At 73.1% G+C, this 21,430-nt stretch carries 17 protein-coding genes; 6 read left to right on the top strand and 11 right to left on the bottom strand.

Annotated elements, in window-relative coordinates:
* Window positions 1–41: 41 nt before the first annotated feature.
* The 4 genes from ACFVHV_RS07410 to ACFVHV_RS07395 form a co-directional block, all read right to left on the bottom strand.
* Window positions 42–1,100 carry a hypothetical protein gene (locus ACFVHV_RS07410; RefSeq protein ID WP_380349495.1) on the bottom strand — a complete coding sequence of 353 codons (1,059 nt, stop codon included), beginning with the start codon at window positions 1,098–1,100 and terminating at the stop codon, window positions 42–44.
* Between the two features lie 85 nt (window positions 1,101–1,185).
* The gene (locus ACFVHV_RS07405; protein WP_359900081.1) at window positions 1,186–2,247 is read right to left on the bottom strand and encodes a hypothetical protein; all 1,062 of its coding nucleotides are present in this window, start codon (window positions 2,245–2,247) and stop codon (window positions 1,186–1,188) included.
* Window positions 2,248–2,251: 4 nt separating this feature from the next.
* On the bottom strand, window positions 2,252–4,363 hold the full coding sequence (locus tag ACFVHV_RS07400) for a hypothetical protein (protein ID WP_380349492.1): 2,112 nt from the start codon (window positions 4,361–4,363) through the stop codon (window positions 2,252–2,254).
* A gap of 21 nt (window positions 4,364–4,384) precedes the next feature.
* Window positions 4,385–4,861, bottom strand: coding sequence for a hypothetical protein (locus ACFVHV_RS07395; protein ID WP_359900084.1), 477 nt, complete (start codon window positions 4,859–4,861; stop codon window positions 4,385–4,387).
* A 306-nt stretch (window positions 4,862–5,167) separates the two neighbouring features.
* On the opposite strand from ACFVHV_RS07395, the gene ACFVHV_RS07390 reads away from it, so the two are divergent.
* The 4 genes from ACFVHV_RS07390 to ACFVHV_RS07375 all read left to right on the top strand — a co-directional run bounded on the left by ACFVHV_RS07390 (window position 5,168) and on the right by ACFVHV_RS07375 (window position 11,083).
* Window positions 5,168–6,385 carry a CoA transferase gene (locus tag ACFVHV_RS07390; protein ID WP_380349554.1) on the top strand — a complete coding sequence of 406 codons (1,218 nt, stop codon included), beginning with the start codon at window positions 5,168–5,170 and terminating at the stop codon, window positions 6,383–6,385.
* Between the two features lie 2 nt (window positions 6,386–6,387).
* Window positions 6,388–7,530 (top strand): acyl-CoA dehydrogenase family protein, encoded by a 1,143-nt coding sequence (locus ACFVHV_RS07385; protein ID WP_380349489.1) that lies wholly within the window; start codon window positions 6,388–6,390, stop codon window positions 7,528–7,530.
* A 71-nt stretch (window positions 7,531–7,601) separates the two neighbouring features.
* The gene (locus tag ACFVHV_RS07380) at window positions 7,602–8,816 is read left to right on the top strand and encodes an acetyl-CoA C-acetyltransferase (protein ID WP_359900090.1); all 1,215 of its coding nucleotides are present in this window, start codon (window positions 7,602–7,604) and stop codon (window positions 8,814–8,816) included.
* 89 nt (window positions 8,817–8,905) lie between these two features.
* The gene (locus ACFVHV_RS07375) at window positions 8,906–11,083 is read left to right on the top strand and encodes a 3-hydroxyacyl-CoA dehydrogenase NAD-binding domain-containing protein (RefSeq protein WP_359900092.1); all 2,178 of its coding nucleotides are present in this window, start codon (window positions 8,906–8,908) and stop codon (window positions 11,081–11,083) included.
* Window positions 11,084–11,158: 75 nt separating this feature from the next.
* Here the strand turns inward: ACFVHV_RS07375 and ACFVHV_RS07370 are convergent, their stop codons facing one another.
* The 5 genes from ACFVHV_RS07370 to ACFVHV_RS07350 all read right to left on the bottom strand — a co-directional run bounded on the left by ACFVHV_RS07370 (window position 11,159) and on the right by ACFVHV_RS07350 (window position 15,796).
* Window positions 11,159–11,932, bottom strand: a complete 774-nt coding sequence (locus ACFVHV_RS07370; RefSeq protein ID WP_359900094.1) for a MerR family transcriptional regulator — start codon at window positions 11,930–11,932, stop codon at window positions 11,159–11,161.
* Window positions 11,933–12,035: 103 nt separating this feature from the next.
* Complete coding sequence (locus ACFVHV_RS07365; protein WP_380349484.1) at window positions 12,036–12,164, bottom strand: hypothetical protein; 129 nt, start codon at window positions 12,162–12,164, stop codon at window positions 12,036–12,038.
* Between the two features lie 191 nt (window positions 12,165–12,355).
* A complete protein-coding gene (locus ACFVHV_RS07360; protein WP_359900096.1) occupies window positions 12,356–13,399 on the bottom strand; it encodes a 2-oxoglutarate and iron-dependent oxygenase domain-containing protein in 1,044 nt (347 codons plus the stop codon).
* Between the two features lie 349 nt (window positions 13,400–13,748).
* Entirely contained in the window at window positions 13,749–14,396 is a 648-nt protein-coding gene (locus ACFVHV_RS07355; protein ID WP_359900097.1) for a response regulator transcription factor, read from the bottom strand.
* On the bottom strand, window positions 14,348–15,796 hold the full coding sequence (locus ACFVHV_RS07350; protein WP_359900099.1) for a histidine kinase: 1,449 nt from the start codon (window positions 15,794–15,796) through the stop codon (window positions 14,348–14,350). Before ACFVHV_RS07350 ends, ACFVHV_RS07355 begins: the two co-directional genes overlap by 49 nt.
* Before the next feature lie 303 nt (window positions 15,797–16,099).
* Here ACFVHV_RS07350 and ACFVHV_RS07345 point away from each other — a divergent pair, with 303 nt between their 5' ends.
* On the top strand, window positions 16,100–16,813 hold the full coding sequence (locus tag ACFVHV_RS07345; RefSeq protein WP_380349479.1) for an ABC transporter ATP-binding protein: 714 nt from the start codon (window positions 16,100–16,102) through the stop codon (window positions 16,811–16,813).
* Window positions 16,810–19,203 carry an FtsX-like permease family protein gene (locus ACFVHV_RS07340; RefSeq protein ID WP_380349476.1) on the top strand — a complete coding sequence of 798 codons (2,394 nt, stop codon included), beginning with the start codon at window positions 16,810–16,812 and terminating at the stop codon, window positions 19,201–19,203. Before ACFVHV_RS07345 ends, ACFVHV_RS07340 begins: the two co-directional genes overlap by 4 nt.
* Before the next feature lie 123 nt (window positions 19,204–19,326).
* Here ACFVHV_RS07340 and ACFVHV_RS07335 read toward each other — a convergent pair whose 3' ends face one another.
* Together ACFVHV_RS07335 and ACFVHV_RS07330 are read right to left on the bottom strand one after the other, a co-directional pair.
* The gene (locus tag ACFVHV_RS07335) at window positions 19,327–20,085 is read right to left on the bottom strand and encodes a MerR family transcriptional regulator (RefSeq protein ID WP_359900104.1); all 759 of its coding nucleotides are present in this window, start codon (window positions 20,083–20,085) and stop codon (window positions 19,327–19,329) included.
* Window positions 20,086–20,301: 216 nt separating this feature from the next.
* On the bottom strand, window positions 20,302–21,393 hold the full coding sequence (locus ACFVHV_RS07330) for a DUF2332 domain-containing protein (RefSeq protein ID WP_380349473.1): 1,092 nt from the start codon (window positions 21,391–21,393) through the stop codon (window positions 20,302–20,304).
* Between the last annotated feature and the right edge of the window lie 37 nt (window positions 21,394–21,430).

Raw genomic sequence — 21,430 nt, 5'->3', positions numbered from 1 at the left:
TGTGCTCGCTCCCTCGTCTGCGTGCTTGTCGGTCGGACCGGTCAGACGATCGGCTCGCAGCCGATCGCCTTGGCCCCGGCGGTGAGGAACTGCGTCCAGGTGGTTTTGCTGTCCGGGACGAGGTCCCAGAAGCCGTTGAGGTCCATCCGGAAGTAGGTGGGCCGGCCCTGGCAGGTCGCCACCATCTCGCCGGGCTTGATCCAACGGGCCCGGCCGACGCCCGGCTCGTCCTTCGGGGGAGCCGGGAGCAGCAGCCGGGGCTCGGTGCCGATGGTGAAGGTGATCGAGGACTGCGGGTTCGCGTCGGAGTGGATGAGGCAGGTCCACAGCGGGTCGGTCGCGGTGGTCACCGTTTCCCTGAAAGCGGGGCCTCCCGGGGTTTCGGGGACGGTGACCCCCGGCAGGCCGCAGACGGCGTTCCGGTCGAGATCGTGGTCCTGGCCGGCCGGGGACAGCTGACGCGGTGCGGGCATCGGTGACGTGCCGCACCCCTGTTGTGCCGCGATGCGGTCGGCCGTCGACACGGCGAGTGCGGCGAGCTTCCCGGCGCCGGGTCGTTCGCCGCGGTCCGCCCTGACGGTGACGCGTTGCCCGCTGTCGCACCCCTGGGGAAGCAGCGCCCAGGCCCGGTGGTCGAATGCCGCGCCGGATGCACCGCCGTTGGCCGAAGCGCCGAACAGCCTGGCCTCCGAGTCCTGCGCGACGACGGAGAGGTCGGGGTTCTTGCGAAGCTCCACGGTGACGGACCGTTCGTCGCCGAAGACCCCCGAACTCACCTTGGCCATGCAGAGGGCGGATCCGTTGCGCAAGTGCCCGTCGCCGAATGCCTGATCACTGACCTTGCCGGGCCCGAGTGCGTCGTTCAGCAGATCCGCGCTCACGGCGCCCCCGCACACACTGTCCGGCCCGAACGCATTGGTCAGGTTGTCCACGAGGAACGTCCCCGCCCCTGCCGCGACCACGGTCACCGCCACCACGGCGACCGCCGCCCGCACCCGAAGCCCCTGGGTGGTGAACCCCTTCCGGCCGAGCACGGCGTCGACGCGTCCGGCGAGGCTTGTGGCGGATTCGTCGGGTTTGACCTCGTGCGTGTCTTCCACGATGCGCTGTTCCCCGTTTGCTGCTCAGTCGGTTGGATTGTTGCGTGCGGCTGGTAGGGAACCGGCCGCCCGCAGGAGGGGGCGGCTACAGGATCGGCTCGCAGCCGATCGCCTTGCCCCCGGCGGTGAGGAACTGCTCCCAGGTCTCGCTGGTGCCGGGGAGCGGCCCCTGGACGGTGATGTCGGAGTCCATCCGGAAGTAGGTCGGCCTGCCCTGGCAGGTCGCCACCACTTCCCTGTTCGTCATGGGGGAGCCGGCCCAACGCGATCGGCCGAATGCGGGGGAGGCGTCCTTCTCGGACAGCGGGCCGCGGACCCGGGGCTCGGTTCCGATGGAGAAGGAGATCGCCGAACGGTCCTGGTCCGTGCCGATCCGGCAGACCCACAGCGGATCGAACGCGGTGTTCACGCTCTCCTTGAACTCCTTGCCCCCGGCAGTACCGGAGGCGGTGAACCCGGGCAGGCCGCAGACCGAGGCGGAGTTCAGCTCGTGTTCCTGTCCGGCCGCCGACAGTTCGTGGGGTGCGGGGAGCGGCGACTTCCCGCACCCCTTGTCCGCTGCCAGGCCGTTCGCCGCAGCCACGGCGAGTCGGGCGAGTTTCCCGGCACCGGGTCGGCCGTTGTCGCCCGACCTGACCTCGACCCGCAACCCGTTGCCGCACCCCTCGGGGAGGAGCGCCCAGGCCCGGTCGTCGCGGGCCGCCCCGGTCGCGCCACCGTTCGCCGAGGCGGCGAACAACCGGTCTCCCGAGTAGGCCAGGTAAGGGCCGAGGTCGTCGGCCTGAAGGACCTGCACGAAGACGGACCGGCTGTCACCGAACACCCCGTGGCTCACTGTTGCCGTGCAGAACGCCCCGCCACTGGGTGATTGCCAGGCGCCGTTCGTCTCGCTGTCGACCGGTCCGGACCCGAGCGCGTCGTTCAGGGCAGCCGCACTCATCGCACCGTCGCACACGCTGTCCGGCCCGAACGCATTGCTCAGGTTGTCCGTGAGGAATGCCCCCACTCCTGCCGCGACCACCGTTACCCCCGCCACGGCGACCGCCGCCCGCACCCGCAGCGGCCACGTGGTGAAGCCCCGTCGGTCGAGTGCGGCATCGACCTTGCCGACCGGCCCGTTGGAGGTCTCGCGCTGTTGTCCCGACACAGGATCACCCCTTTCCGAAGGCCGCAGTGTGGGCCTGGGTGATCGACGTCTGGTAGTGGACGTTGGCCGAGTCGGCCAGTTGGCCGAGGAGGAGGTCGCGGTCCGGTATGCCGAACTGATGAGCCTTGTCGAGGAGCATGGCCTGCACCTGCGACCGGCCCAAGGTGTAGAGCTTGCTCAGGTCGCCCTGTGCCTTGGTGTCGATCTCCGAGCTGACCTTGGCCGCCCACTCGGACGTGGCAACGTCGACGTACCGCTGGGCTATGTCCCCCACCGGCAGCCAGTTGGCGCCCGGCAACATGTTCGCCAACGTGCCGACGTAGTGGTAGTCCATCTTGGCCTTCCAGTTGGCCTTGAACTGCAAGTCGGACTTGTGGTCGGTGATGGTGTCCGCCTGGACGGCGTCGAGCGCGCCGAACGCCTTGCCTGCCTGGTTGACGAAGTCTTCGAATTTCGGATCCGGGCGGCCGTTGACGTCCTTGAAGGCCTCCGGTCCGTATTCGGCCATCCGTCGGGCCACCTCCTGCGTCTCGGCCAGGTGGATCAGGGAGTACGACTCCGGGTCCTCGGCGGTGCCCCGGATCACCCGGAGCAGCTGTTCGCGGGTGGTGTTCAGTCCGCCGGGCTCGGAGGGGCCGGGGAGGTCCTTGCTGAGGATGTCGTGGGTGTCGGTGATGTACTCGCTGATCATGTTGGCCATCGGACGGCGAAGCGCGGAGTACATGGCGTTCTCGTTGCCCGCCTTGTCCCCGCCCAGAGTGGAGAGTGCGGTATCCGTGATCCGCGTCATCGTCGCGTCGTGCGGGCGCACCGGTGGCTGGCCGGGGCCATGGCCGGTCGCGGCGGACTCCAGCATCTCCGCGAACATCCGGTGGGAGGTGTCGCGCAGGACGCTCTGGGGAAGCTTGCTCTCCTGGCCCTCGTCGAGCCAGTTACGCTCTTTGAGCAGGTAGACGAGGTTCTGGTTCTTGCTCGGGTCGAGGAATTCCTGGGTCGTGGCCACGTCGCCCTTCATCATCCTCAACAGTGGGGCCAGCGGGTCGCCCTTCTGGGGGTCGTTGACCCAGTTCGGACCCCACAGCTCCTCGCCCTTGACCTTGCTGGAGGCCTCGAAGTCGAGCAGGTCGGTGCCGACCCGGCGCACGAAGGCCTTGTCGAAGTCCCCCTTCGCCTCCATGAGCGAGGTCAGCGCCGGGTAGTTGTCGTTCCACCCGGCCGCCGAGCCGCCGGGGCGGCGGGCTGCCGCGAAGAGCCCGTCCTCCCACTCCTTGCCCATCCCGCCGTCGCGGGTGGCGCTGGCCAGGGCGACGGACAGGTTCTTGTAGACGTCCTGGTAGCCCGCGGCGTTGTGGTTGCCGTGGGCGAGGCCGTCGTAGACCTTGCTGTACTCCAGCAGGGCCTCGGGGCCGGTCTTGCCGCCGGCGTTGAGGCCGTTGAGCAGGGTGGTGGAGAAGTCCTTGTTCTCCGCGTTGGCGGCCATCAGGGCCTGCAACTGCTTGAGCTGGTCGTCGGAGAGGCTCCCGGCCTTGGACATCAGGTCCGTGGCCCGCTTGGCGTCGGCGACCGGGCCGGCGCCGTACGGGGCGGCGTTGAAGGCGGTGGTGCTGGTGCCGATGTCACCCTGGAGGGCTGCGGTGGCCCGCTGGTCGGCGGCAGAGGCCTTCTCCACGGCCTTGCCGAGCCGGTCGGCGACCGCCTGGGCGTTGGCCCGGATGGTGCGTTCGGCCTCGGGGTCGTTCCTGGACTCCTTCGGCACGGTCCAGTTGACCGCACCGTCCGCGGTGACGCTCAGGGTGGTGTCGGCCTGGGCGTCGTGGAGTGCCGTGTCGAGGTCGCGGCGGGCGGCGGCGAAGTCCTCGGCGGCGGTCTTCATGATCGCGGCGAGGGCGGTGGCGACGGCCGAGGCCTGCTTGAAGTCGCCGTCGATGCCCTGCATCGCCTTGGTCGCCTCGTCGGCGGCGTCGCCCTTCCAGCCGGCCCGCTGGGCGGTGCTGGTGAGGTCCTTGGCGACCCGGCCGTCCATGGAGGTGAGGGCCTTGGCCACGCCGGCCCAGGCCTCGGCGGCCTCGTTCACCCCGGAGAAGTCGGCCTCGTGCAGTTCCTTGAAGGACACCATCTCTTCGTTCCCCCTTGCCTTCTACCGACCCGGGCGGAAGCCGGCGGCGATGGCGGCTTCGTTGGACTGGTAGTACTGCTGCGTCCGGTCGAGGTTGTTGGCGGCGCTGCCGAGCTTGCCGTGCAGGGTCTTGCACTGCTGCAGCCAGCGTTCGGTGCTGCCGGTGAGGGCGCCGCCGAAGGAGAAGCCGCGGATCCTGGTCGACGCGGTGCTCGCGTACTCGGTGAGGCTGTGCGCGCCCGCGCCCGCCTTGCCGTTGGCGTTGTCGAGGTCGGTGGCGATCTGGCGGGCTATCGCGGCGGAGGCGGTGAGCTCGTACGGGGTGTCCAGCCGGGTGGTGGCCTTGCCGGGCGGCATGAGGGGGAGCGGCGGCACGGTGGTGTCGCTCGGCTGTGCCGGATTGGCGTACGGCGATTTCGCGGCGTACGTGGACACCGGGCCCGGCATCGGGTCCTTGGCCGGTGCGACCGGTCCCGTGACGAAGTTCGGGCTACCCATGTGCGGAAATCCTCCCCATTCGGCGATGCGGCCGCTCCCCTGCGGCATGACGACCGTACAGGGGGGCACTGTCAGTGCACTGACCCACCCTCCGTCATTCCGGATGCGCGGGGAGTGGCCGGGCTCAGCGGGGCCCGGCCGAGGGGGAATTGGCGGTTCGGCGCGTGGGCGGAGGTCTTGTTACTGGCGAGTCGCTTGCCTATCATCCCGAGTGTTACAGCTTTACTGTCAAACCCGTCGGGAAGGGTTCAGCTGCCAGTGGGTGACGCGAGCGGTGCGCCGGAGGCCGGGGGGCCGCTGGCGGGTGTGCGGGTGGTGGAGCTCGCCGGGATCGGGCCGGGGCCCTTCGCGGCGATGCTGCTGGGGGACCTCGGGGCGGACGTGGTGCGGGTGGACCGGCCGGAGCCCTCTCCGCTCGGCACCGATCCGGCGTACGACCTCAGCAACCGCAACAAGCGCTCGGTGCTGATCGACCTGAAGTCCCCCGAGGGCCCCGGGCGGGTGCTGGACCTGGTCGAGCGGGCGGACCTGCTGATCGAGGGCTACCGGCCCGGTGTCGCGGAGCGCCTCGGAGTCGGGCCGGAGGCGTGCCTGGCGCGCAACCCGGCGCTGGTGTACGGGCGGATGACCGGCTGGGGGCAGCACGGCCCCCGGGCGGCGACCGCCGGGCACGACCTCGGGTACGCGGCGGTCGCCGGGGTGCTCGGGATGGTGGCCGCGCCGGGCGGGGCCGAGGAGGCCCCCGGCATCCCGGCCAACCTGCTGGGCGACTACGCGGGCGGCTCGCTCTACCTGGTCGTCGGCCTGCTCGCCGGTCTGCACCACGCCCGGGCCACCGGCACCGGCCAGGTGGTGGACGCCGCGATCGTGGACGGCGCGGCGCACCTCGGCAGCATGCTGTGGGGCCTGCTGGCGGCCGGTCACTGGCAGGACCGCCGGGGCGTCAACCTGCTGGACGGCGGCGCGCCGTTCTACGCGCTCTACCGGGCGGCCGACGGCGGGCACCTGGCCGTCGGCGCGCTGGAGCCGCGCTTCTACGCCGAGTTCGCCCGGCTGCTGGAGCTGGGCCCGGACGCGCCCGGCCAGTACGACCCGGCCCGCTGGCCCGAGCTGCGGGCCCTGATCGCCGCCCGCTTCGCCACCCGGACCAGGGCCGAGTGGGAGGCCGTCTTCGCGGGCTCGGACGCCTGCGTGGAGCCGGTGCTGACGATGCGCCAGGCAGCCGTGGACGGCCACCTGTCGGCGCGCGGGACGTACGTCGAGGCGGACGGTGTCACCCAGCCCGCCCCGGCCCCGCGCTTCTCCGCGACCCCCGGCGCCCTGCGCCGCCCGCCGGCCCGGCCGGGCGCGGACACCGGCGAGGTGGCCCGCGACTGGGGCGTGCCCTCCCTCGATCCCGACGTCGCCTCCCCGGAACCCGGCGCCCCGCCCCGCGACCCCGGCGCCCCCTCCCCGGAGCCCGGCGCCCCGCCACTCGGCCCCGGCGCCCCGTCCCCCAACCCTTCGGCAGAGCAAGGAGAGTAGCGTTGCAGCGCGAGATCTTCACCGAGCAGCACGACGACTTCCGGGCCACCGTGCGGGCCTTCCTGGCCAAGGAGGTGCTGCCGCACTACGACCGCTGGGAGAAGGCCGGCATCGTCGACCGCTCCGCCTGGCTCGCGGCCGGCCGCCAGGGCCTGCTCGGCCTCGCCGTCCCCGAGGAGTACGGCGGCGGCGGAACCCCGGACTTCCGCTACGCCGCGGTGCTGGCCGAGGAGTTCGCCCGGGCCGGCGCCTCCGGCCTGGCGATCGGCCTGCACAACGACATCATCGGCCCGTACCTCACCTCGCTCGCCACCGAGGAGCAGAAGCGCCGCTGGCTGCCCGGCTTCTGCTCGGGCGAGCTGATCACCGCGATCGCGATGACCGAGCCCGGCACCGGATCCGACCTCCAGGGCATCCGCACCCAGGCGGTCGACGAGGGGGACCACTACCTGCTCAACGGCGCCAAGACCTTCATCTCCAACGGCATCCTCGCCGACCTGGTGATCGTGGTCGCCCGCACCACCCCCGAGGGCGGCGCGCACGGGCTGAGCCTGCTGGCCGTCGAGCGCGGAACGCCCGGCTTCGAGCGCGGCCGCAACCTCGACAAGATCGGCCAGAAGGCCCAGGACACCGCCGAGTTGTTCTTCGAGGACGTCCGGGTGCCGAAGGAGAACCTGATCGGCGAACTCAACGGCGGCTTCGTCCACCTGATGCAGAACCTCGCCCAGGAGCGGCTCACCATCGCCGCCGCGGCGATCGCGGGCGCCGAGTACCTGGTCGAGATCACCACCGACTACGTCAAGCAGCGCGAGGCCTTCGGCCGTCCGCTCGCCAAGCTCCAGCACGTCCGCTTCGAGATCGCCGAACTGGCCACCGAGTGCGCCGTCACCCGGGCCTTCGTGGACCGCTGCATCACCGAGCACAACCGCTGGGCGCTCACCCCGGCGGACGCCTCGATGGCCAAGTGGTGGGCCACCGAGCTGCAGAAGCGCACCGCCGACCGCTGCCTCCAACTGCACGGCGGCTACGGCTACATGAGCGAGTTCCCGGTCGCCCGGGCGTTCACCGACGGCCGCATCCAGACCATCTACGGCGGCACCACCGAGATCATGAAGGAGATCGTCGGCCGTTCCCTCCTCGGCTGACCTTCCACCCCCGAGCTTTCGGGCGACCCCGCCCACCCCCTGCCCCGAAACCCGCTGAAAGGCGTTCCACCGTGACCACCGAAGCGTACGTCTACGACGCGATCCGCACCCCGCGCGGCCGGGGCAAGGCCTCCGGCTCGCTGCACGGCACCAAGCCGATCGACCTGGTCGTCGGACTGATCCACGAGCTGCGCAACCGCTACCCCGGGCTGGACCCGGCCGCGATCGACGACATCGTGCTCGGCGTGGTCAGCCCGGTCGGCGACCAGGGCTCCGACATCGCCCGGATCGCCGCCATCGCGGCCGGCCTGCCCGACACCGTCGCCGGCGTCCAGGAGAACCGCTTCTGCGCCTCCGGTCTGGAAGCCGTCAACCTGGCCGCCGCCAAGGTCCGTTCCGGCTGGGAGGACCTCGTCCTGGCCGGCGGCGTGGAGTCGATGTCCCGGGTGAAGATGGCCTCCGACGGCGGTGCCTGGTTCGCCGACCCGATGACCGCCTACGAGACCAATTTCGCCCCGCAGGGCATCGGCGCCGACCTCATCGCGACCATCGAGGGCCTCTCCCGCACCGACGTGGACGCCTTCGCCGCCGAGTCCCAGGCCCGCGCCGCCAAGGCCCAGGCGGACGGCCTGTTCGACCGCTCGGTCGTCCCGGTGCGCGACCGCAACGGCCTGGTCGTGCTGGAACGCGACGAGTTCATCCGCCCCGGCACCACCGTCGAGACCCTGGCCGGCCTCAAGCCCTCCTTTGCCGCCATCGGCGAGGCCGGCGGCTTCGACGCCGTCGCCCTCCAGAAGTACCACTGGGTCGAGGCCATCGACCACGTCCACCACGCGGGCAACTCCTCCGGCATCGTGGACGGCGCGGCGCTGGTGGCCATCGGCAACCGCGAGGTCGGCGAACGGTACGGGCTGCGCCCGCGCGCCCGGATCGTCTCCGCGGCCGTCTCCGGCTCCGAGCCGACCATCATGCTCACCGGCCCCGCCCCGGCCACCCACAAGGCGCTCGCCAAGGCCGGGCTCACCGCCGCCGACATCGACCTGGTCGAGATCAACGAGGCCTTCGCCGCGGTCGCGCTCCGCTTCATCCGCGAACTCGGCTTCCGCCACGACCAGGTGAACGTCAACGGCGGCGCGATCGCGCTCGGCCACCCGCTCGGCGCCACCGGCGCGATGCTGCTCGGCACCGTGATCGACGAACTGGAGCGGCGCGACCTGCGCTACGGCCTGATCACCCTCTGCGTGGGCGGCGGCATGGGCATCGCCACCATCGTCGAGCGCATCTGAGCCAGCCCGTCGCCCGCCGCCACCCTTCCCGGGACACGCGGGGCGTGGCACCTCCTCCGCAGACCGGTAGACCTGGAGACCGTGAACCCATGAGCGACACCACCACCATCCGCTGGGAGCAGGACCAGGACGGCGTGGTCACCCTCGTCCTCGACGACCCCGCCCAGTCCGTCAACACCATGAACGAGGCCTTCGCCGCCGACTTCGAGACCGTCGTCGCGCGGCTGGCTGCCCTGGCGTCCTCGGACGCGCTGCGCGGCGTGGTGATCACCTCCGGCAAGAAGACCTTCTTCGCCGGGGGAGACCTGCGGATGCTCTCCGCCGCCCGCCCCGAGGACGCCGCGGCCGTCTTCGAGAAGTCGATGCGGATCAAGCGCTCGCTGCGCACGCTGGAGACCCTCGGCAAGCCGGTCGTCGCCGCCCTCAACGGCAGCGCGCTCGGCGGCGGTCTGGAGATCGCCCTCGCCTGCCACCACCGGATCGCGCTGAACACCCCCGCCGGCCGGATCGGCCTGCCCGAGGTGACCCTCGGCCTGCTGCCGGGCGGCGGCGGCGTGGTCCGTACGGTCCGCCTATTCGGCATCACCGACGCCCTGCTGAAGTTCCTGCTCCAGGGCCGCCAGTACCGTCCGGCGCAGGCGCTGGAGCACGGACTGGTGCACGAACTGGTCGACACCCCCGAGGAGCTGGCCGCCCGGGCGCGCGCCTGGATCGAGGCCAACCCGAGCGCCGTCCAGCCCTGGGACGTCAAGGGCTACCGGATCCCCGGCGGCACCCCGGCCACCCCGGCCTTCGCCGCCAACCTCCCCGCCTTCCCGGCCAACCTGCGCAAGCAGCTGAACGGCGCGCCCTACCCGGCCCCGCGCAACGTCCTGGCCGCCGCCGTGGAGAGCGCCCAGGTGGACGTCGACACCGCGATGGCCGTCGAGGCCCGCTACTTCACCGAGCTGGTCTGCGGACAGACCAGCAAGAACATGATCCAGGCGCTGTTCTTCGACATGCAGGCGGTCAACTCCGGCGCCGGACGCCCGAAGGACGTCGAGAAGCGGCCGGTCCGCAAGGTCGCGGTGCTCGGCGCCGGGATGATGGGCGCGGGCATCGCCTACGCCTGCGCCAAGGCCGGCATCGACGTCGTGCTCAAGGACGTCAGCGTCGAGGCCGCCGAACGCGGAAAGGCCTACTCCGAGGGGCTGCTGAACAAGGCCGTCGCGCGCGGGCGCTCCACCGAGGCCGGGCGCGACGAGCTCCTGGCCCGGATCACCCCCACCGCCGAGGCCGCCGACCTGGCCGGCTGCGACGCGGTGATCGAGGCCGTCTTCGAGAACACCGAGCTCAAGCACAAGGTGTTCCGGGAGATCGAGGGCGTGGTCGACGCTGACGCGCTGCTCTGCTCCAACACCTCCACCCTGCCGATCGGCGTGCTCGCCGAAGGCGTCGAGCGCCAGGGCGACTTCATCGGGCTGCACTTCTTCTCGCCGGTCGACAAGATGCGGCTGGTCGAGATCATCCGCGGCCCGCGGACCGGGGACGAGGCGCTGGCCCGCGCCTTCGACCTGGTCCGGCAGATCGACCGGACCCCGATCGTGGTCAACGACTCGCGCGGCTTCTTCACCTCGCGGGTGATCGGCCAGTTCCTCAACGAGGGCGTCGCCATGGTCGGCGAGGGCGTCCACCCGTCCAGCATCGAGCAGGCCGCCGCCCAGGCCGGCTACCCCGCCAAGGTGCTCTCCCTGATGGACGAGCTCACCCTCACCCTGCCGCGCAAGATCCGGGACGAGTACCGGCGCTCGGTCGAGGCCGTCGGCGGCACCTGGACGCCGCACCCGGCGGACGCGGTGGTCGACCGGATGGTCGACGAGTTCGGCCGCCCCGGACGCAGCGGCGGCGCGGGCTTCTACGAGTACGGCGAGGACGGCAGGCGCGGGCGGCTCTGGCCGGGGCTGCTGGAGCACTTCCCCGCAGGGGCGGCGGACGTCCCCTTCGAGGACCTCAAGGAGCGGATGCTGTTCAGCGAGGCGCTGGACTCGGTGCGCTGCCTGGAGGAGGGCGTGCTGACCTCGGTCGCCGACGCCAACGTCGGCTCGATCCTCGGCATCGGCTTCCCGGCCTGGACGGGCGGCGTGTTCCAGTACATCAACGGCTACGAGGGCGGCCCGGCCGGCTTCGCGGCCCGCGCCCGCGAACTCGCCGCCGCGTACGGCGAGCGGTTCGCGCCCCCGGCGCTGCTGGAGCGGGTGGCGGCCGAGGGACGGACCTTCACGGACTGACCCGACGCCCTGCTCGGATCCCGGTGGGGCCGTGCGCCGCACGGCCCCACCGGGCCTCCGCCCCTACCCGTACCCCTATGCCTGTACCTGCTCCTGGGCCTGTTCCTGTTCCTGGGCCTGCTCCTGCCCTTGCTCCTGGCGCAGTTCCTCGCCCAGTTCCTCCCGCAGGTACCGCTGGAAGGCCGTGACCAGCGCCTGCGCCACCATCGGCTGGATGTGGTCCGTCAGCGCCCGCATCCGGGCCAGCTCCTGGGGCGCGGGCTCGCTCTCCCGGTACGGCTTCCACACCGTCTCGCGGAACAGCCGCTGCAGCTCCCGGGCCGTCGCCCGGCTGTGCTCCACCACCACCGACCGGGCGGCCAGCAGCGTCTCCAACGGGATCGGCACGTCCAGGATCCGCACGCCCAGCGGCAGCAGTCCGGGATCCACCCGGAACACCTCCGGATCCGCCGTCCGCTCCAGCGCCCCCATCGCGGCGAGCCGCCCGACCTGCTCCTCCGTCAGCCCCCGCCCGGCCCGCCGCTCCAGCTGAGCCCTGGTGGCCTCCTCCGGGGCCTCCGGCGTCCAGGACGCCACCAGCGCACGGTGGATCGCCAGGTCCAGCGGTGAGCTGTCCTGCGGCAACCGCGCCAGGTACCGCTCGATCGCCGCCAGCGTCAGCCCCTGCCGCTGCAACTCCTCGATCAGCTCCAGCCGGTCCAGGTGCGCGGCCCCGTACAGCCCCACCCGCCGCGGCCCCAGCTCCGGCGGCGGCAGCAGCCCCTTCGTCCCGTAGAACCGCACCGTCCGCACCGTCACTCCGGCCCGCGCCGCCAGCTCGTCCACCGTCAGCCGCAACCCGACCCCCACTCCGCCGTGCTCCCCCACCCGCCGCCTCCCGCGCTGGCACACTCCTGCTGTGACAGCAGCAGTGTGACAGTGCCCGTCGCCCCGGGTCCATCGGTGCACCGGCTCAGGAGGACGGCCGGCGTCCGGTGGCGAGGCCGCGGGCGCAGCGGCGGAGCAGGTCGTGGGGGTAGGCGCAGCGGCGGGGCGCGGGGGAGACGAGCAGTCCGACGTCCACCAGCGCCTCGGTGAGCACGCTCTCTCCGCCTCGGGGCGCTGCCGGCGATCCGCTACGTGATGTCGGTCGTGTCGACCGTGTCGGTCCTGCCGCCGCTCCGACGGCGCTGGGCCGACGGGTCCCTCCGGCCCGGGCACCCCGCGTGGGGCCCGGGCCGGAGGGCTGCCGGTGGGGAGCATCGGTGCGGTGCGGACTCCGCGCCGCGGGGGTCAGGCGAGGGCGGCGTGGTGGCGGCGGGTGACTTCGGGGTGGGCCCTGGTGTAGCCCTTCCACTCGTTGAGGCCGAAGTCGGCGAAGAGCGGGTTGGCCGGGTCCTCGGTGGCGCCGGGGGCGTGGTGGGCGAGCGGGAAGTCGAGCGGCTCGATGTGGGCGTCGAGGCGGGGGTTGTAGAAGAACGGCACCGAGAAGCGCTCGCGGGCGCCGGGCGGGCTGACCACGCGGTGGCTGGTGGCCTTGAGGTAGCCGTCCGTGGCCACCTCCAGCAGCTCGCCGAGGTTGACGACGAAGGCGCCGTCGAGCGGCGGGACGTCCAGGAAGGTGCCGTCCGCGCGCTCGACCTGGAGGCCGCCGACGGTGTCCTGCAGCAGCAGGGTGATGAAGCCGTAGTCCTTGTGGGTGCCGACGCCCTGACCGGTGCCGTCCGGGGCGCTGCCGGGGTAGCGGACCAGCTTGAGGCGCAGGTGGGGGTGGCCCGCGAAGGCCTCGTCGTAGAAGTCGGGGCGGGCGCCGATCGCGGTGAGCAGCTCGTGCAGCAGGCGGCGGGCGACCCCGCCGAGGTGGTCGATCCAGCCGAGCGCGGCGGTGCGCAGCTCGGGGAGCGCCTCGGGCCACTGGTTGGGCCCCTCCAGCCACCAGTACGGGGGCTCGCCGGTGCCGGGGACGTGCGGGGGCAGCTCGGCGCCGATGTCCAGCTGGTCGCGCCAGTCCTGGCTGCCGCCGGTGCGCTCGTCGCCGGTGCGGGTGTAGCCCCGGTAGTGGGGGGAGTTGAGGTTGCTCACGGCGAGCCGGTCGGCCTCGGGGAGTGCGAAGAAGGCGCGCATGGCCCGGGCGAGTGCGGTGGTCTCGTCCGGGGTGACACCGTGGCCGACGAGCTGGAAGAAGCCGACGCCGGTGGCCGCGTCGCGGAGCTCGTCGTGCAGGCGGCGACGGTCCTCCGGGCTGCCGTCGGCGAGCGACAGGTCGATCACCGGGAGGGCGTCCGCCGGGGCGGAGTCGGTGCCGGTCTCGGATATGGGCGTGTACTGCTGCGTCATGTGTGACATCCGCTGGGTCTCGTCCCGGCTGGTCCCGGTGGTCGACCGGGGACGGCGGGAGCAGCGCCTGGTGCGGCGGGTGCTCGGGGAGCCGGGAGGTGGTGGCGGCCGGGCAGGGGCCGCCGGTGAGGGTGGGTGGCGCGAGGTTCAGCCGGAGCGTCGACAGGACATGGTCGTCACGCGGAGCAGGTCCACGTGGCGGCGGCGAACAAGGATGAGCACCTCACCAGCCTAATTGACCCGTTCTGCAGCAGGCGAGCCCCGTGCGGCGGAGGGCCACTCACCACTTGTCGGTGATCTATCAAGTTGTGCGGGGTCGATGCCGGAGCGCGGGCGATGGCGGCTCCTTTCAGGAGTTGTTGAGGTAGGCCAGGACGGCCAGGACCCGACGGTTGTCGTCATCGGAGGGCTGGAGGTCGAGCCGGACGAAGATCGACGCGGTGTGCTTGGCGACCGCCCGCTCGGTGATCACCAGCTGCTGGGCGATCGCCGCGTTGGACCGGCCCTCCGCCATCAGCGCCAGCACCTGCCGCTCGCGCGGCGAGAGGGTGGAGACCGGGCCGGCCGAGGAGTTGTGGGTGAGCAGTCGGGTGATCACCTCCGGATCCATGACGGTGCCGCCCTGGGCGACCCGCCGGACGGCGTCGATGAACTGGGTGCCGTCCATCACCCGGTCCTTGAGCAGGTAGCCGATCCCGCCGGTGCTGCCGGCGAGCAGCTCGCGCGCGTAGAGCTGCTCCACGAACTGCGACAGCACCAGGACGGGCAGGCCCGGGTGGGCCCGGCGGGCCGCGAGTGCGGCCCGCAGGCCCTCGTCCGTGAAGCCCGGCGGCAAGCGGACGTCGACCACGGCGATGTCGGGGCGGTCCGCGGCCACCGCGGAGAGCAGCTGCTCTCCGTCCTCCACCGCCGCGGTGACCTTCATGCCGTTGGCCTCCAGCAGCCGGGTCAGGCCGTCCCGGAGGAGGAAGAGGTCTTCGGCGATGACAACGCGCACGGGATCTCCAGGTTCACAATGGTCGGCCCGCCGGACGGGCTGCTGATCGCGAGCACCCCGTCGAAGGCGGCCAGTCGGCGTTCGGTTCCGCTGAGGCCGGTTCCCCGGGACGGGTCGGCGCCGCCGCGCCCGTCGTCGGTGACCGATATCCGCAACAGTCCGTCACTGTGCCCTATCTCGATCCACACCTGCGAGGCCCCGGCATGCTTGACCACGTTGGCCAGCAGCTCCGTCACCGCGAAGTAGGCCGCCGACTCCACCGGGGCGGATGCCCGGCCGGGCAGGTCGCCGCTGAAGCCGACCGGCAGCGGCATGTCCAGCGCCGTCGCCCGAACCGCGTCGGCCAGGCCGCGGTCGGCGAGCACCGGGGGGTGGATGCCGCGGACCAGGTCCCGCAGTTCGCCCAGCGCCTTCACCGAGGACAGCCGGGCCTCGGCCAGCAGCGGCCCGAGGGCGTCCGGATCGTCCTTCAGCTGCTCGGCCACGGTCAGCAGCATGCCCAGGGCCACCAGCCGGGCCTGCGCCCCGTCGTGCAGGTCCCGTTCGATCCGGCGCAGCTCGGCCGCGCCGGCGTCGATGGTGTCCGCCCTGGTCCGCGCGAGGTGGCTGACCCGGCGGGCGAGCTCGGCCCGCCGGGAGGGCCCGAGCAGGGCCCGGGCGGCCTTCTCGTGGAAGCGCAGGACCGGTGGGGCGGCCCACAGCACGGCCAACGGGGCGACGGTCAGACCCATCCCGTAGACGACGCCCAGGGCGAAGAACCGGCCGTTCCGGCCGAAGACCTCCAGGGCGACCGGGGTCAGCAGGACGATCGCGGCGGTGAGCAGCACGGCGGCGCCGGTGAGCAGGGTCCAGGCGATGTCCCGCCAGGTCGCCGGGTCGGTGAGCCAGCCGCCGGTGCGCAGCCGTCGCCAGGGCCCGGCCCCGACCGGCCGACGGTACGGCACCGGGATCGGCCGCCCGCTCCACTTCCCGACCGTCCGCCTGCTCTCGGTCGCGACCCAGCGGGCCCCGAACAGCCCGAGCACCAGCAGCGAGGGCGCCAGCCAGAGCGAGCCGGACCGGCCGCCGGGCGCGGCACCCCCGTAGAGGTGCGTCGCCATCAGCGCTATCGTCCCCGGGGCGAACAGCGCGGCGCCGACCGCCCGGCCGCCGCCCCCGGTGGCCCAGCAGAGCGCCCAGAGGGCGACCGGCCCCATCGGCACCAGCAGGATCAGCGGTCCGCCCGGGTGGAGGTCCAGGGGATCGTCCGGTCCGAACAGCGCGGAGGCCAGCAGGACCGGCCCCGCCAGCAGCGCGAGGAAGCCCGTCACGGCCAGCGTCGCCGCGTACCAGGCCCGCACTCCGTCCGCGCACGCCCGGCCGACCCTCAGGGCCAGTTCTTCCAGCACTCCCGCGTTCATGACGCGCCCCCTCTCCCTTCCGCGGCCCCCGTCCGGGGACCTCGGAGCCGCGGGCCCGGAGCGGCGGACCCGAAGCCGTCGCCCCGAAGCCCCGCGGACCCCGGTTCCGATCTTTCGACGGGTCAGTCTGCCCGTCCGGGTCGCCCGGCGCTCTAGGCCTGAACACCCAGTTCGGGGTGTATCTGGATACACCCCGCAGAGGCCGTCCAGACGGCTGTCGGCACCCCGCCGCGGATTCGTAGCGTCATGTCCCGTCAGCCGGCCCGGGGTTCCCGGGGCCGGACCCCGAACAGTGGAGGGCCCGTGAACGCGCCGATCATCCGGATCCGCGGCGTCAGCAAGACGTACGAGCGATCCGACGCCGCCCGTCCCGCCCTGGCCGGGCTCGACCTGGAGGTCCGGGCCGGCGAGGCGCTGGCCGTGCTCGGCCGCTCGGGCAGCGGCAAGTCCACCCTGCTGAACCTGGTCGCCGGCCTCGACCGCCCGAGCGAGGGCGAGGTGGAGGTGGACGGCGTCGCCGTGCACCGGCTCGGCGAGGCCGCGCTGGCCGAGTACCGGCGGGCGCGGATCGGCATGGTGTTCCAGTTCTTCAACCTGCTGGACGACCTGACCGCGGAGGACAACGTGCTGCTCCCGGCCCAGCTCGCGGGGATGCGGCGGGAGCCGGCCCGGGCCCGGGCCGGGGAACTGCTGGAGCGGCTGGGAGTGGCCCGGCACGCCAAGGCCTTCCCCGGCCGGCTCTCCGGCGGCGAGCGCCAGCGGGTCGCGGTGGCCCGGGCGCTGATGAACCGTCCGCCGCTGCTGCTGGCCGACGAGCCCACCGGAGCGCTGGACACCGCCTCGGCCGCCGACGTCCGCGACCTGCTGCGCGGGCTCAACGCGGAGGGCCAGACGATCCTGCTGGTCACGCACGACACCGCGCTCGCCGACGCCTGTGCCGACCGGACGATCGAACTGCTCGACGGCCGGCTGGTCCGGGACACGGCGGCCGCGCCGGCGCCGGGCGGTGGCCGATGAGCGCGCTCGGCAAGGTGGTGCGCGCCGGGGTCGGCCGCCGGCGGGTGCAGACACTGGTGATGGTGCTCACCACGATGGTGTCCGTGACGGCGTGCATCCTCGCGCTCGGGCTGCTGGTCGCCGCCCAGGGCCCCTACCAGCGCTCCTTCGCGGACCAGCGCGGCGCCCACCTCGGCGTGGTGTACGACGGGGAGAGAGCGAGCCCCGCCCAGCTCGCCGCGACGGCCCACGCGCCCGGCGTGACGGCCACGGCCGGCCCCTACCAGGCGGTGACCGTCCAGCCGCGCTCCGGCCCCGACACCCGGATCCCGCCGGCCGGGAGCCCGCTGCCGCCGATGACGCTGGTCGGCCGTGCCCAGGACGGCCCACTGGACGGCCTGCGGATCACCAAAGGCCGCTGGATCGCGGGCCCCGGTGAGGTGGTGTTCCTGGACGGGCGCTCCCCGCTGGCGGTCGGCGACAGCATGGAGTTCCCGGACCGGCCGGGGCACCCGACGCTCAAGGTCGTCGGCCTGGCGGCCTCGGTCTCCTGGAGCGCGGACGGCTGGGTCGCCCCGGAGCAGGTGGCCGGGCTGGCGGCGCCCGGCACGGCGCCCGCGGTCCAGTACCTCTACCGCTTCGCCCACGCCGACGACGACGCCGAGGTGGCCGCGGACCGCGCCGCGCTGGCCGCCACCGTCCCCGGTGACGCGCTCGCCGCGGTCACCTCCTACCGGCCCGCCCGGGAGGAGGCGAACCGGACGGCCTCGACCTTCGTCCCGTTCGTCACGGCCTTCGGGGTGCTCGGGCTGGCCATGTCGGTGCTGATCATCGGTGTCGTGGTCAGCGGGGCCGTCAGTGCCGCCACCCGGCGGATCGGCATCCTCAAGTCCCTGGGCTTCACGCCCGCCCAGGTGGCACGCGCCTACGTCGGCCAGGCGCTGATCCCCGCCGGGCTCGGCACGGCGCTCGGCGTGCTCCTCGGAAACCTGCTCTCCGTACCGGTCCTCGGGCTGGCCCACAAGGCCCTGCGCGGCGGGCTGCTCGGCATCCCGGTCTGGGTGGACGCCGTGGTCGCGGTGGCGGCGCTTGCGGCCGTGGCGGGCACCGCGGTGGTACCGGCCCTGCGGGCCGGGCGGTTGCGGACGGTGGAGGCACTCGCGGTCGGCCGGACGGCTCCCGGCGCCAAGCGGGCGGCCGCCCGCCGCACGGCCGGCGGGGCGGGGGCGGCGGGTCCGCTGTCCCGGGCGCAGGACCTGATCGGCCGGCTGCCGGTGCCACGTGCGTTCAGCCTCGGGCTGGCCTCCCCGCTCAACCGGCCGGGCCGCTCGGCGACCACCGGTGCCGCCGTGGTGCTCGGCACGGTCGGGGTCACCCTCTGCGTCGGTCTGACGCTCTCACTGAGCTCCATCCAGGAGGGCCTGGCGGCCGACCGCGCGGGCAAGGTGGTGGTCCAGGTCCCGATCGAGGGCGCCGCGCAGCCCGTCGACCACGTGGACGAGGCGGCCGTGGCCGAGGCCGTCGAGTCCCGGCCGGGCACCCGCGCCTGGTACAGCACCGCCCCGGCCCCGGTCGCCCTGGCCGGGAACACCGGGCGCTCCGAGGTGGTCGCGTTCAGCGGCGACGCCTCCTGGAGCGGCTTCCAACTGGTCTCCGGCCGCTGGTTCCACGGCCCCGGCGAGGTGGTGGTGGCCGCCGCCTTCCTGCGGGCCAACGAGGCGAAGGTCGGTGACACCGTCACACTCACCGACCACGGCCGCAGCACCCCGGCGAAGATCACCGGCGAGGTCATGACCACCCACGACGTGGTGTTCACGGACCGGGCCACGCTGGCGCCGCTCGGTGGCGCGATCCACGCCGAGGCGCTCGCCTTCCACGTCGACCTCACCCCGGGCACCGACGCGCAGTCCTACGCCGACGGGCTGGACCAGGCCGTGAAGCCGATGGGCCTGGGCGCCGAACCCGGCGGGGAGGACCTCAACATCGTGGTGCTGGCGATGAACACCCTGGCGGGCGTGCTCACACTGCTGCTCTCCGTGGTGGCGGGGCTCGGGGTGCTCAACACCGTGCTGCTGGACACCAGGGAACGGGTGCACGACCTCGGGGTGCTCAAGGCGCTCGGGATGGCGCCCCGGCAGACGGTCGGCATGGTGCTCACCTCGGTCTGCGGCAGCGGGCTGGCGGCCGGATTGATCGGAGTCCCGATCGGTGTCCTGGTGCACCACCAGGTGATGCCCGCGATGGCCAGGGCCGCCGGAATCGGGGTGCCGGACGCCGACCTCGCCGTGTTCGCCCCGCCGGTGGCGGGGCCGCTGATACTCGGCGGCCTGGTGCTGGCCCTGCTCGGCGCCGCCCTCCCGGCCACCTGGGCGGCCCGCACCCGGACGGTCTCGGCGCTGCGCACGGAGTGACAAGGAGAAAGGACCAGGAGCGGAGCCACCCGGCGTCCGGCCCGGTCCGGGAGCCCCCCGTAAGGCTCCCGGACCGGACCGGACCGGGTTGGGCCAGGCCGGGTCGGTCCGGCCCGACCCGGCTCAGGACAGCCGCGCCGCCGCGTACGCCTCCATGGCGGCACGCTGGTACGCGGCCAGGCCCGGGGCGATGGCCTCGTACGCGGCGCTCCACTGCTCGTTCTCGGTGCAGGAACGGGCGATCGCCAGGTACTCCTCGGCCGGAACCGAACGGATGGTGCGGAGCTGCTGGTACTCCTCGTCGATCGTGCTCTGCACGGGCTCGGCGTCGGCCGGGTGGCCGGCCGCCAGCAGCTCCGCCAGGTGGATCATGCGGGCGGTCCGCTCGCGCTGTCCGGCCTCGATCTCGGCCGGAGACATCGCGGCGGTCGCGCGCCGAGCCGCCTCGGCGTGCTCGGGGAAGTCGCGCAGGCTCGCGTCGACGTCGTCGGGCTGGATGCCCTCGAACAGGTTCTCGGGGCGGTTGATGGTCATGGGCGTGCCGTCCTTCCGGGAGCGTTCCAGGTCGGCGATCGTGCGGGAAACAGTGGTGGCCAGGGCGTCGAGCCGGTCGCGCTCGGCGACCAGCCGGCGGCGGTGGCCCCGCAGGGCCTCCAGCTCGTCCACCTGATCGCCCAGGATCCGGGCGATCTCGGTCAGCCCCACGCCCAGTGCCCGCAGTACCAGGATCTGTTGCAGCTGGAGCAACTGCCGTTCCTCGTAGTAGCGGTGGCCGTTGGAGCCGATCCAGGCCGGAGGCAGCAGTCCGATCTCGTCGTAGTGCCGCAGCGTCCTGGCGGTCACGCCGGACATCCGGGCCACATCGGCGATGGGCCAGGCCATGGCCGCCTCCCTCGTTCTCCACGTCCCCACGTTCGCGTGGACCGGGGCCGGTTCTCCGGCCCTGGTCACGACGGTAGAAGCTGCCGCTGCGGCAGCTTCAAGCCCGAGACTCCCGCCGGTTTGCCCGCTGCCGCACACCGCCGCATACCGCCGCACACCGCCGTACACCGCCGCACACCGCCGTGCGCCGCCTGTGCCTCTCTGCCTCATCTGCCTCTATGCCTCGCCGGGCCACGCCTCGCCGAACCAGTCCAGGGACTGCCCGTGCGGCCCGGTGAAGGCCACCGGCCGCTCGTCCAGCGCGAGCGCGAACAGTCCGGAGCCGGCCGGGGCCGGGCGGGGGAGGCGTCGGGCGACGGTCGGCAGCACGGAAACCGCCTCGTTGGAGATCCAGTGCCCGGGCAGCTCGCGCATCGTCGCCGCGAACTCCTCCCGCTCCTCCGGCGACAGGTACGCGAGCACCGCGCTGTGGAACACCACCGGCGTCGACCCCGCCGGGGCCCGAGCCACCAACTCACCCACCGTCGCGTTGAGATCGCCGCGCACCAGCAGCGGCGGTTCGGCCCGGGCGACCCGGACGGCGCCGCGCAGCCGGTCCAGCCGGTGGGCCTGCTCGGGCCAGACCAGCGACTCCAGCCAGCGCACGTCCTCCTCGGCCCGCACATCCAGCGGATTGAGGTCGATCCCGGCCCGCCACACCACCTCGGGCAGCCGCTCCCGCAGGGATCCGGGGAGCGGTACCGGACCGCTCACCGCGCAGTCCAGCGTCACCGGGCTCGCCTCGGCGCCGAACTCGGCGACCGGGGTACCGGCCCGGCTGCCCCTGCCCCTGCCGCTGCCGCTCCCGCTCCCGCTCCGGTTCCCGCTCCCGCCCCCACTCCTGCGCCCGTCTCCGGCCACGTACCGGTACCGATACCGGTCCGGGTACAGGCAGAGTCCGGCCGAGGCGCCGACCTCGATCAGGGCGAGCGGCTGCGGCAGCGCGGCCAGCAGCGGCAGCAGGGTGGCGCAGCGGCCCGCCTCGTTGGTCTGCGTCCGCCGCTCCAGCATCGTCGCCGAGACCCCGGCCCAGTGCTCCGCCACCCAGCCGTGGAAGGCCGGCCAGCCCTCCGTCACCGGCCCGCCCAGGTGCCGGACCGCGCCGAACAACAGGTTCGGCTGCCGCTTCGCGATGGGCAGCCCGTCCAGCAGCGCACACAACTGCCGGTCCTCGGCGACGCGTTCGGCCAGCTCCTGGTAGATCGGCGAGTTGCCGTGCGCCTCCCTCTCCGCGAACGCGCGGTAGAGCTCCCCCGTATCGCTGCGCATCCCTCGCAGCTCCCTTCGACGCCTTCTCAAGTGATCG

This window comes from Kitasatospora sp. NPDC127116, assembly GCF_042677365.1.
In the GTDB taxonomy this organism is placed as follows: Bacteria; Actinomycetota; Actinomycetes; order Streptomycetales; family Streptomycetaceae; genus Kitasatospora; species Kitasatospora lactacystinica.
This window is presented reverse-complemented; position numbering and strand designations above follow the sequence as displayed.

Bases quoted from the DNA above. Each gene is read 5' to 3' on its own strand.
- ACFVHV_RS07335 (WP_359900104.1), bottom strand. From the start codon at position 20,085: ATGGCCTGGCCCATCGCCGATGTGGCCCGGATGTCCGGCGTGACCGCC.
- ACFVHV_RS07360 (WP_359900096.1), bottom strand. From the start codon at position 13,399: ATGACGCAGCAGTACACGCCCATATCCGAGACCGGCACCGACTCCGCC.
- ACFVHV_RS07375 (WP_359900092.1), top strand. From the start codon at position 8,906: ATGAGCGACACCACCACCATCCGCTGGGAGCAGGACCAGGACGGCGTG.
- ACFVHV_RS07350 (WP_359900099.1), bottom strand. From the start codon at position 15,796: ATGAACGCGGGAGTGCTGGAAGAACTGGCCCTGAGGGTCGGCCGGGCG.
- ACFVHV_RS07330 (WP_380349473.1), bottom strand. From the start codon at position 21,393: ATGCGCAGCGATACGGGGGAGCTCTACCGCGCGTTCGCGGAGAGGGAG.
- ACFVHV_RS07395 (WP_359900084.1), bottom strand. From the start codon at position 4,861: ATGGGTAGCCCGAACTTCGTCACGGGACCGGTCGCACCGGCCAAGGAC.
- ACFVHV_RS07340 (WP_380349476.1), top strand. From the start codon at position 16,810: ATGAGCGCGCTCGGCAAGGTGGTGCGCGCCGGGGTCGGCCGCCGGCGG.
- ACFVHV_RS07400 (WP_380349492.1), bottom strand. From the start codon at position 4,363: ATGGTGTCCTTCAAGGAACTGCACGAGGCCGACTTCTCCGGGGTGAAC.